The 11,390-nt window shown below is 73.0% G+C and carries 5 protein-coding genes; 1 reads left to right on the top strand and 4 read right to left on the bottom strand.

The features are described from left to right. Positions 1-81: 81 nt before the first annotated feature. The gene (gene aspS / locus OG764_RS18100) at positions 82-1,914 is read left to right on the top strand and encodes an aspartate--tRNA ligase (protein ID WP_328973054.1); all 1,833 of its coding nucleotides are present in this window, start codon (positions 82-84) and stop codon (positions 1,912-1,914) included. A gap of 214 nt (positions 1,915-2,128) precedes the next feature. On the opposite strand, the gene OG764_RS18095 is transcribed toward aspS, so the two are convergent. The 4 genes from OG764_RS18095 to OG764_RS18080 form a co-directional block, all read right to left on the bottom strand. Then, complete coding sequence (locus OG764_RS18095) at positions 2,129-4,798, bottom strand: FG-GAP repeat domain-containing protein (RefSeq protein WP_328969462.1); 2,670 nt, start codon at positions 4,796-4,798, stop codon at positions 2,129-2,131. Positions 4,799-4,965: 167 nt separating this feature from the next. After that, a complete protein-coding gene (locus tag OG764_RS18090) occupies positions 4,966-7,536 on the bottom strand; it encodes an FG-GAP repeat domain-containing protein (protein ID WP_328969461.1) in 2,571 nt (856 codons plus the stop codon). A 141-nt stretch (positions 7,537-7,677) separates the two neighbouring features. Continuing rightward, positions 7,678-9,288 (bottom strand): methionine--tRNA ligase, encoded by a 1,611-nt coding sequence (gene metG, locus OG764_RS18085; protein WP_328969460.1) that lies wholly within the window; start codon positions 9,286-9,288, stop codon positions 7,678-7,680. Positions 9,289-9,407: 119 nt separating this feature from the next. Next, the gene (locus OG764_RS18080) at positions 9,408-11,234 is read right to left on the bottom strand and encodes a VWA domain-containing protein (RefSeq protein WP_328969459.1); all 1,827 of its coding nucleotides are present in this window, start codon (positions 11,232-11,234) and stop codon (positions 9,408-9,410) included. Between the last annotated feature and the right edge of the window lie 156 nt (positions 11,235-11,390).

The raw sequence follows: 11,390 nt of genomic DNA, 5'->3' as shown, positions 1-11,390 counted from the left end.
CCTTATCAGGCCCCGCCCACCCTGCTGTCCCTGCTATCGCAGAGAACCTCGCAGAGCACCTCGCGAAGAACTGGATGAATGATGCATCGGTACAGGTCCCACACCTGCGGCGAGCTCCGCGCCTCCGACGTCGCCTCCGACGTCCGGCTGAGCGGCTGGCTGCACAATCGTCGAGACCTGGGCGGCATCCTCTTCATCGATCTGCGTGACCACTACGGCATCACGCAGCTCGTCGCCCGCCCCGGTACCGCCGCGAACGAGGCCCTGAGCCACCTCACCAAGGAGACCGTCGTCAAGATCGACGGCAAGGTGGTCTCCCGCGGCGCGGACAACATCAACCCCGAGCTGCCGACCGGCGAGGTCGAGGTCGAGGTCGAGACCGTCGAGGTGCTCGGCGCGGCCGCCCCGCTGCCCTTCACCATCAACACCGACGACGGCGTGAACGAGGAGCGGCGCCTGGAGTACCGCTTCCTCGACCTGCGCCGCGAGCGCATGCACCGCAACATCATGCTGCGCTCCGCCGTCATCGCCTCGATCCGCTCGAAGATGGTGGCCCTCGGCTTCAACGAGATGGCGACCCCGATCCTCACCGCGACCTCCCCCGAGGGCGCCCGTGACTTCGTGGTCCCCTCCCGCCTGAACCCGGGCAAGTTCTACGCCCTGCCGCAGGCCCCGCAGCAGTTCAAGCAGCTGCTGATGATCTCCGGCTTCGACCGCTACTTCCAGATCGCGCCCTGCTTCCGCGACGAGGACGCCCGCGCCGACCGCTCGCCGGGCGAGTTCTACCAGCTCGACGTGGAGATGTCCTTCGTCGAGCAGGAGGACGTCTTCCAGCCGATCGAGAAGCTGATGACCGAGCTCTTCGAGGAGTTCGGCAACGGCCGCCACGTCACCTCGCCGTTCCCGCGGATCCCGTTCCGCGAGTCGATGCTGAAGTACGGCAACGACAAGCCCGACCTGCGCGCGCAGCTCGAACTGGTCGACATCACCGACGTCTTCGAGAACTCCGAGTTCAAGGCCTTCGCCGGCAAGCACGTGCGCGCCCTGGCCGTCCCGAACACCGGTGACCAGCCGCGCAAGTTCTTCGACGGCCTCGGCGACTTCGCCGTCTCCCTCGGCGCCAAGGGCCTCGCCTGGGTCCGCGTCGGCGAGGAGGGCGCGCTCACCGGCCCGATCGCGAAGTTCCTCACCGAGGAGAACGTCAAGGTCCTCACCGAGCGCCTCGGCCTCCAGGCCGGCCACGCCGTGTTCTTCGGCGCGGGCGAGTTCGACGAGGTCTCCAAGATCATGGGCCCGGTCCGCGTCGAGGCCGCCAAGCGCGCCGGCCAGTTCGAAGAGGGCGTCTTCCGCTTCGCCTGGATCGTCGACTTCCCGATGTACGAGAAGGACGAGGAGACCGGCAAGATCGACTTCTCGCACAACCCCTTCTCGATGCCGCAGGGCGGCCTGGAGGCCCTGGAGACCCAGGACCCCCTGGACATCCTCGGCTGGCAGTACGACATCGTCTGCAACGGCATCGAGCTGTCCTCCGGCGCGATCCGCAACCACGAGCCCGACATCATGTTCAAGGCCTTCGAGATCGCCGGCTACAGCCGCGAGACCGTCGAGACCGAGTTCGCGGGCATGCTGCGCGCCTTCCAGTTCGGCGCCCCGCCGCACGGCGGCATCGCCCCGGGCGTGGACCGCATCGTGATGCTCCTGGCCGACGAGCCGAACATCCGCGAGACCATCGCCTTCCCGCTGAACGGCAACGCCCAGGACCTGATGATGGGCGCGCCGACGGTGCTGGAGGAGGCCCGCCTGCGCGAGCTGAACATCGCCCTGCGCAAGCCGGTCGAGACGAAGCAGGTCGAGGCCAAGCCGGCCGGCGACCGCCCGGTCTCCGAGGCCGTCCACCCGGACGCCGCCCGCTAGGCCGGATCCGTCCGAACGAAGCCGCCCCCGGTCGGTCACCCGAACGGGGGCGCGTTGCCCTCGCGGAACAGCCGGGTGTCTCCCTGGACACCTGCGAGGCGAAACTGCAGAGCGGCGGCGCGCGCTGCGTGATCGAGCTGATCCGCTGAGCGGAAGAACGCGAAGGGCCCGGGATCCGCACGGATCCCGGGCCCTTCGTCATGCCCGAGCCGGATCAGTGCAGGCCGCTGTAGACCTGCCAGCCGGTGCCGAGCTGGGCGCGGGCGCCGAAGGTGCCCTTGCCGGTGCCGTTGAAGCGCCAGATCCTCCCGCTCGTGTCGCGGGCGACCAGGTCGGCGCGGCCGTCGCCGGTCAGGTCGTTGACGCCGACGAGGGCGTTGTAGGAGCCGCCCCAGTCCTTGGCGAGGAGGATGCGGGCGCCGAAGGTGCCGTCGCCCTTGCCGTACATGCGCCACAGCTCGTTGGACGCGTCCTGGAGGAGCAGGTCGCCGATCCGGTCGCCGTTGAGGTCCCCGGCGCCGACGATCTTCTTGAAGCCCTTGTACGAGGTCCCGAGCGAGACCTTGGGGGCGAAGCCGCCGGAGCCGGAGCGGGCGGTGGCGTACAGGTACAGCGCGCCGGTCTTCGGGTCTCGGGCGATCAGGTCGGCGCGGCCGTCCTTCGTCACGTCACCGGGCGAGGTCAGGATGTCGTACGCGTTCCAGCCCTTGCCCAGGACCGTGTGGTTGGTGGTGGGCACGATCTTGGCGGCGCGGTTGGGGTTGTAGCGGCGCAGCTCACCGGAGGGCATCCGGACGAGCAGGTCGTTGTCGCGGTCCCCCGGCACGACCCCCCCGATGGGGACCGGCAGGAAGCCCTTGGGCCAACCCGTGGTGGTGACGCTGCCACTGAAGTTGCCGCTGCCCGCGTGTCCGTACGCGATGCGCAGGCTGCCCGAGGACGTGGTGGACATCAGGTCCCCGGTCCCGTCCGGGGTCCCGGCGCGGGAGCCGAAGTCACGGCGTACGGCCGAGCCGCCCAGCATGGTGACCGTGCCCCGGCCCAGGACGACCGCGGTCGGGGACTCGGCGCCGGTGGCCTTGAGCTCCCAGCCGGCCGGGCCGTTGGGGGCGAAGTACTTCTTGTCCGTGTACCCCTCCCAGCGGGGCCTGATCTGCTGGGACAGGTCGCCCTGGATGGTACGGAACACCCTGCCCGCGGTGTCCTTGAGCGTCAGGGTCCAGCGGACCGGCCGGTTGGTGTTCCAGACCGGGTCCCAGATCGTCACCGGGGTCATGTTGCTGACGGTGACGGTGGCGGGCACCGTGGAGGACACGAGGGCGACGGGCGGCTCGGTGCTGGTGCGGGCGGCGAACAGCTGCTCCGGGGTGTAGCCGTTGTCCCCGGACCAGAACGCGGCGCCGGCCCCGTCCTTGCCGACGGCGACCTCGCCGATCTCCTCGGTCTCGGCGCCGGTGACCTGGGAGAGCCGTACCGGCGCCGTCCAGGTGCCGGTCCTCGGGTCCCGTGCCGTCTCGGTCACGGCGTAGGCGTTCGGCCCCGCCGAGGCCCAGAGCTGGGACCACACCACGCGGACCGTGCCGTCCGGGCCGATCGCGGCGTCGTGGTGGCCGCGGATCTCGCGGTCCGTGGCGCGGGCGACGTTGGCGGCCGGGGTCCAGGCGGCGGCGCCGGCGGCCAGCGTCGAGCTGTTCAGCGCGGTCGTGGTCTTGGCGCCGTCGTACCGCGACTCGGACCAGACGATCGTCACGTCGCCCCGGGGGGAGACCAGCGGTTCCGGCGTGTCGATGTGGGCGGCCGGCAGGGCGTGGCCCAGCTGGCGGGGGACGCTCCAGCCGGCCGACTCCGGCCGCCGGACGGCGCCGTGGACGGCCAGCGTGGTGCCCTCGTAGCCCTCCGCCTGCGCGTCCTCGTCGGTCCAGGTGACGGCGATGGTGCCGTCCGGTCCGGCGCCCAGGTTCGGCTTGGCCGTCCTGGCGGCGGGCACGGTCAGCGGGGTCGGCGCGCTCCACGTCCCGTCGACGGAGGGACGGCTGAGCGTCTCGATCGAGGACAGCTTGTCCCGGTCGGTGTGGCGGCGGAACGCGATCACGGCCACGCCCGCGGTGTCCACGACGATGTCGGCGGCCGTCACGGAGTCCGCCGCCGAGGCCGAGGTGGCGACCACGGCGGGCTTGCTCCAGACGCCGTTCGCGCCTCGGGTGGCGGTGGCGACCGTGCTGACGGTCTGCCACGGACCGCCGTCGGTCGGCTCCGTGCGGCCGGACCAGACCGCGGAGAAGATGCCGCCGGGACCCGCGGCCAGCCGCAGCCGGTCGATCCGCAGGGCGTCGGCGTTCGCGAGGACCTCGGCGGGCTGCGTCCAGACACCGGTGGCGGTGTTCAGGGTGGCGGCCATGACGCGGGCCTCCAGCCGGCCCTCCTGGGTGACGTCGGCCCGGAGGGACTCCGCCCACACGGCGGTGACCTCGTTGCCGGTGCCGGCCACGAGCTGCACGTCGCCCCGGTCCGTCGGGGTCTCGGCGAGCAGCTTCGCCGGGCCCCAGGTGCTGCTGCCGGGCGCGCGCAGGGCCGCGTACAGCCGGCGCTTGGTGGTCCCCTCGACGATCGCGTTCCACAGGGCGACCGCCGAACCGTCGGAGGCGACGACGAGCTCCTTGTACCCGGCGGAGTACGCGGTGCTGCTCACGGGGCCCGCCAGGTTCCACGGCGGGAGCGCGGCGGCGGCCGTGGCGGCCGTGGCGGCAGCCGGGCTCGCGGCGGTCGCCGCCGACGGGACGGCGAGGGCCCCGGTCGCGAGCAGGCCGGTGGCGGTGAAGGCGGCGGCAGCCAGCCGGCCGCGGGAACGGGCGGGTACGCCCATGAGGCGGGTTCCTTCCAGCATGCGGTGTGGATCACCGAGTTGGACCCGCCAGGCACTCGTACGGTTGTACGTCGAACGAAATTTTCCTGGGTGACGGGCAAGGGAAAGGCGGTGTTCCCACCCCCGTGGGGAGCACCGCCTCGCCCGTGGCCCGCCGAAGCCCCCCGATCAGGGGGACCCACGGGCTGCTAGTGGACGCCCTGGTAGACCTGCCAGCCGGTGCCCAGCTGGGTGCCGGCGCCGAAGGTGCCCTTGCCGGTGCCGTTGAAGCGCCAGATCCTCCCGCTCGTGTCACGGGCGACCAGGTCGGCGCGGCCGTCCCCGGTCAGGTCCCCGGCGCCGACCACCGCGTCGTACGAGGCGCCCCAACCGGCGGCGACCAGGACGCGGGCGTCGAGCTTCCCGCTCTTGTTGCCGTTCATGCGCCACAGCTCGTTCGAGGCGTCCTGGAGGAGCAGGTCGCCGCGCCCGTCGCCGTTGAGGTCGCCCGCGCCCACGATCTTCTTGTAGCCCTTGAAGCCGGCGCCCAGCGACACCCGCGGGGCGAACAGCCCGGTCGCGGCCACGGTGTCGTACCGGTACAGCGTGCCGGTCTTCGGGTCGCGGGCGATCAGCTCCGGCCGGCCGTCCCCGGTCAGGTCGCCGGGCGAGGTGATCAGGTCGTACGCGTTCCAGCCCCTGCCGAGCACCTTGTACGGGCTGCTCGGCTTCAGTGCGGCCCCGCAGGCGGGCGTGTAGCGGCGCATCACGCCGTCGGCGAGGCGGACCAGGGTGTCGTTGCAGCGGTCGCCGCTCATGTTGCCGACGGGGACCGGGCGGAAGCCCTTGGGCCAGCCGGTCGTGGTGGAGCTGCCGCTGAAGTTGCCGGTGGCCGGGTTGCCGTAGGCGATGCGCAGGCTGCCCGAGGCGGTGGTGGAGAGCAGGTCCCCGGTGCCGTCCGGGGTGCCGGCGCGGCCGCCGGCGTCACGGCGTACGGCCGCGCCGCCGGTGACGGTGACGGTCCTGCCGGAGGCCAGGACGGTGTCGGAGGCGGCCTGCGGGCCGCGCGCGGTCAGCCGCCAGGTCAGCGGGCCGTTCGGCGCCAGGGCCTTGGGCGTCGAGGTGTCACGGCCGTTCCACTTCGGCGCGATCGTGCCGGTGGCGTACCCGGAGAAGGTCCGGAACACCCGTCCCGAGGGCTCGGTGAGGGTGAGTTTCCAGGACTCGACCTGCTGGTTCAGCTTCCACTCCGGTGCCCACACCACGGAGGACGGGGTGGTCCCGGCGAGCGCGGCCGTGGCCGGGACCCGGGCCGAGACGGTCCCGACCGGCGGCCGGAAGGCGGTCCGGGAGGACTTGACGCCCTCCCCGTTCGACGCGTTCCACAGCACCGTCGCGGAGCGGGCGGGCCCGGCCGCGATCTGCCCCCCGCCGCGCCAGGCAGGAGCCTGCGGACCGTCGTGCGGGACCGGCACCGGGGCGGACCACGCGCCGTCGTCCGGGGTCCGGGTGGCCGTGGTCAGCTGCTCCCACCGGGCGGAGTCCTGGCTCCGCGTGGTGGTCCACAGCACCCGGACGGTGCCGTCCGGGCCGATGGACACGTCGTGCCCGGTGCTCGCCCTGGCCGTGCTGATCTTCTGCCTGGACCAGGTGCTCCCGTCCGCGGGCAGGGTCGCGGAGTAGAGGTCCTCGGCGGTGTCGTCCCCGCGGTCCTGCCACTCCCACCACACCAGCGTCACATCGCCGTCCGGCGCGATGAGCGGCTCCGGGGCCGGGACCGTCGTGTCGTCGGCCCACACCGGCACCTGCTGGACGGGGCCCCAGGCGGCGGCCCCGGGCCGCCGCACGGAGACGAGGACGTCCTGGTCGTCCACGTCCTCCCCGGCCTGCTCCGGCCACGTCACCACGAGCGAGCCCTCGGGGCCCGCGCCGATGTTCGGCTCCCGGGTGCCGACCTGGAGCGCGGAGAGCGGGACCGGTGCGCCCCAGGCCCCGCCGAGGCCCTCCCGGGTGACCGTCTTGATCTGCGCCCGGTCCCCCGGTGCGGTGTGGCGGTACGCGATCACCGCGGTGCCCGCGGTGTCCACGGCCGCGTCCGCCGCGCCCACGGATTCCCCGTCCGCGGTGGCGGCGGCCACCGGCACCGGCGTGCTCCAGACGCCGTCGGCCGCCCGGGCGGCCGCGTACACGGCGGACGTGGCCGTGGAGGCCGGGTCCTGTCCGCCCACGGGGCGCGAGGACCAGACGGCGGTGGCGGTGCCCTGCGGGCCCGGAGCCACTTGCACGTCCGCGACGAACGCGGCCGCCCCCATGCCGAGCAGCTCGTGCGGCGCGGACCAGGAGCCCGCCGCCCGGAAGGCGGCCGTCATCAGCCGGGTCGCGGGGACCGGGCCGCCCGGCTGCTGCGCGGCGCCCTCCGCCCACACCGCGGTGGCCACCCCGTCCGCGCCGGTGACCAGGCGCGGCGCGATCCGGTCGGTGGCGCCCGAGCCCAGCTGCTTCGGCATTCCCCACAGGTCGCTGTCGGCGGGCCGCACCGCGGCGAAGACGTCGGCGCGGTCGCGCCACAGGGCGACCGCGGAGCCGTCGGGCAGCGCGGCGACCTCCATGGCCCGGGCCGCGAACTCGTCGGAGCCGACGGTCACGGGCGCGTTCCACACCGGCAGCGGCGCCGCGTGGGCGGCGCCCGCGGTGAGCAGCGGCTGGGCGAATCCGCCCGTGACGATGAGCGCCGTGGTGGTCGCGGCGGCCGCCAGGCGGCCGCGCGTGCGGGCGTGCATGCCCATGGAGTAGGTCCCTTTCCCCCGTCGGACTGGTGCCGATCATGGAATTGGACATGCGAGGGCCCCGCACGGTTGTACCGTGCGGGGCCTTTTGTTCACGCGTTCGTCCCGTCGCCCGGGGGGACGGGAGCGGCCGGGCTATTCGGCCGGCTTCTCTTCCAGGCGGGGGAAGAGCACCGCGCCCTTGGTGACCGTGGCGCCGACCGGGAGCAGGCCCCACGTGCCGGCGTCCTGGACGTGCTGGTCCGCGAGCGGGCCCAGGTCGGCGGCCTCGGCGCCGAGCGAGTCCCACAGCGCCTGCGAGGTCTCCGGCATGACCGGGTTCAGCAGGACGGCGACGGCGCGCAGCGCCTCGGCCGCCGTGTAGAGGATGGTCGCGAGGCGGGCGCGGCCCTCCTCCGACTCGTCCTTGGCCACCTTCCACGGCTCCTGCTCCGTGATGTAGCCGTTGACCTGCTTCACGAAGTCGAAGATCGCCAGGATGCCGGCCTGGAAGTCCAGCTCGTCGCCGATCTTGGCGTCGGCCTCGGCCACGGCCTTGGCCATGCCCTCGGCGATGGCCTTCTCGGCGTCGCCGGCGGCGGTGGCCGCGGGCAGCGCGCCGCCGAAGTACTTGCCGACCATGGCGGCCACGCGCGAGGCGAGGTTGCCGTAGTCGTTGGCCAGCTCGGAGGTGTAGCGCGCGGAGAAGTCCTCCCAGGAGAAGGACCCGTCCTGGCCGAAGGCGATCGCGCGCAGGAAGTACCAGCGGTAGGCGTCGACGCCGAAGTGCGCGGTGAGGTCCTGCGGCTTGATGCCGGTCAGGTTCGACTTCGACATCTTCTCGCCGCCGACCATCAGCCAACCGTTGGCCGCGATCCGGCCGGGGACCGGCAGGCCCTGCGCCATCAGCATGGCGGGCCAGATGATCGCGTGGAAGCGGAGGATGTCCTTGCCGATGAGGTGGACGTTCGCCGGGAAGGTCTCGCCGAACTTCGCCGGGTTCTCGTTGTAGCCGACCGCCGTCGCGTAGTTCAGGAGCGCGTCGATCCACACGTAGATGACGTGCTTGTCGTCCCACGGGACCGGGACGCCCCAGTCGAAGGTGGAACGGGAGATCGACAGGTCCTCGAGGCCCTGCTTGACGAAGTTCATGACCTCGTTGCGGGCCGACTCGGGCTGGATGAACCCGGGGTTGGCCTCGTACAGCTCCAGGAGCTTGGGGCCGTACTCGGAGAGCTTGAAGAAGTAGTTCTCCTCCTTGAGGATCTCCACCGGCTTCTTGTGGACGGGGCACAGCTTGGTGCCGGACTCGTCCTCGATCAGATCGCCGGGGAGCTTGTACTCCTCGCAGCCCACGCAGTACGGGCCCTCGTAGCCGCCCTTGTAGATCTCGCCCTTGTCGAACAGGTCCTGGACGAACTCCTGCACACGGTCGGTGTGCCGCTTCTCCGTGGTGCGGATGAAGTCGTCGTTCGCGATGTTCAGGTGCTCCCAGAGGGGCTTCCAGGCCTCCTCGACGAGCTTGTCGCACCACTCCTGCGGGCTGACGCCGTTCGCCTCGGCAGTGCGCATGATCTTCTGACCGTGTTCGTCCGTGCCGGTGAGGTACCACACCTTCTCGCCGCGCTGACGGTGCCAGCGCGTGAGCACGTCGCCTGCGACGGTCGTATAGGCGTGGCCCAGGTGAGGAGCGTCGTTGACGTAGTAAATCGGGGTCGTGACGTAGAACGCCGCGCCCTCGTGCTTCTCGGATCCAGTGGCCGCCATGGGCGAAATCCTAATGGCCCGGACGGGCGGGGTTCACCGCGATATCAGGGGGTGGACCCCGCCCGGGTGAACGCCTCCCCCGGCGGACCGGGGGAGGCGCGGGCGGCGGTGCGCGCCGCTCAGCGGCGGAACTCGCCCAGCAGGCCCTTGACCAGGGCCGACGAGGTGAGCTCGCGGGGGGCCGGGCCGGCGTGGAAGAAACCGGCGTTCTCGGCGTCCAGCTTGCGCAGGAAGTCGAAGGCCTTGGACTCGTGATCGCCGAACGCGACGAACTGCCAGTGGATGTCGTGTCCGGCCGCGTCGGCGAGGGCCTGGCGGGCCGGCTGGCGGTTGTCGGGTGCGCCGTCGGTCTGGAACACGACGAGGGCGGGGCCGTCCGCGCCGGCCTTCTCGTAGTGCGCGACGACCTCCTCGACGGCCCGGTGGTAGCTGGTCCGGCCCATGTGTCCGAACCCGGCGTGCAGGGCCTCGACGCGGCCCTCGTGGTTGTCGAGGGTCAGGTCGCCGGTGCCGTCGATGTCCGTCGAGAAGAACACGGTGTGGACCGTGGCCGCCTCGTCGAGGTGCGCGGCGAGGGCGAGCACGTGGTCGGCGAGGTGCTGGGCGCTGCCGTCCTTGTAGAACGAGCGCATCGAACCGGACCGGTCGAGCACGAGGTACACGCGGGCCCGCGCACCCCCCATGCCGCGCCCCCGCAGCACGTTGCCGGCCGCCTTGTAGGCGTCCCCGAGCCCCTGCGCCCGCGCCCGCACCCGAGCCAGCGAATGCGCCGGCCCACCTTCGGTGTCGGCGTCCGCCTCGGCGACGGGCCGGTTCTCGGTGGCGGGCTCGGCCTCCGTCTGAGCGGCGGGCTCGACGACGGCTTCGACGTCGGACCCGGTCTCAGCCGCGACCACGGCCTCGACAGCGGCCTCGACAGCTGACTCCACTACGGCCTCCGCTTCGGCGGCGACCGGTTCGGCGGCGACCGGTTCGGCGGTGACGTCGGCGGCGGGCTCGGCGACGGGCTCGACCTCGGCGGCGGCCGGTTCGGCGGCGACCTCAGCGAGGGGCTCGGCCCCCGCCTCGGCCGGCTCGGCGACGGGCGCGGCGACGGGCTCGGCCTCCGCCTGAGCGGCGGGCTCGGTCTCGGCCTCGGCCGGTGCGGCGGCCTGCGCGGTAGCGGGTTCGGCGTCGGCGTCCGCCTCGGCGGCGGGTTCTGCGGCGGCCTCCGTCTCGACGGCGTGCTCGGGCTCGGCCTCGGCCGGTGCATCGGCCTCCGCGTCGGGCTCGGCTTCGGCGACGGCGGCTGCGGCGGCGATGCCCTCGGCTTCGGCCACGACCTCCGCCTCGGCGGCGACGGCCTCGGCTTCGGCTTCGGCCTCCGCGGTGGCGGCCTCGGCCTCGGCCTCGGCCTCGGGCTCGGCCTCGGGCTCGGCCGGTACGTCGGCTTCCGCGGCGGCCGGCTCCGGCTGGGCCTCGGCCGAAGCGGGCTCGGACCCCTCGGTGGGTTCGGACTCCGCTTCCGCTTCCGCTTCGGCTTCGACTTCCGTTTCGGCGGAGGCAGAGGCGGGTGCGGGGGCGTCGGGACCACCGGCCGCCGGCGCCGAAGGCGCCACCGGCTTGCGCTCGGCCGAGCGCGCCTCGGGGACGAGCGCCTCCGCCGGCGGCAGCAGGTCGACGCCGCCGCGGGCCGGTTCGGCGACCGGTGCCGCGACCGGGACCGCGACCGGGTCCTGGTCGCGCGGCGCGCCCTGCTGCGGCACGGTCGGGTTGTCGAAGGCGGCGGCCACCAGCTCGGCCGCCGCTTCGAGCGGCGCCCGCTCGCCGGCGCCGGCCTCGGCCGGCGCGGCCGTCCCGGCGGCGCGGTCCGCCTGCGCCGGGAGCGCCGCCTGGACCTGCTCATCGGTTCCGGTGGCGGCAGCGGCTTCGCCCTCCGCGCGTTCGCGGCCGAATACCTTGCGCAACAAACTCCGAATACCCATGGGCGAGGCCTTTCGCATGAGCTGGGGGTGCGATGTTTGTCCGTACTGCGGGTTATTGGGGGAAAGATCCCTGCCCAGAGTGGACACGTAAGGTTATCGGTCCCACGGCCGGTTACCAGGGAGGGGCGCCCCCGAGCG

Source organism: Streptomyces sp. NBC_00239, assembly GCF_036194065.1.
Classification (GTDB): Bacteria; Actinomycetota; Actinomycetes; order Streptomycetales; family Streptomycetaceae; genus Streptomyces.
Note: the sequence above shows the minus strand (reverse complement) of the source record. Positions and strands in the feature narration are given on the sequence as shown.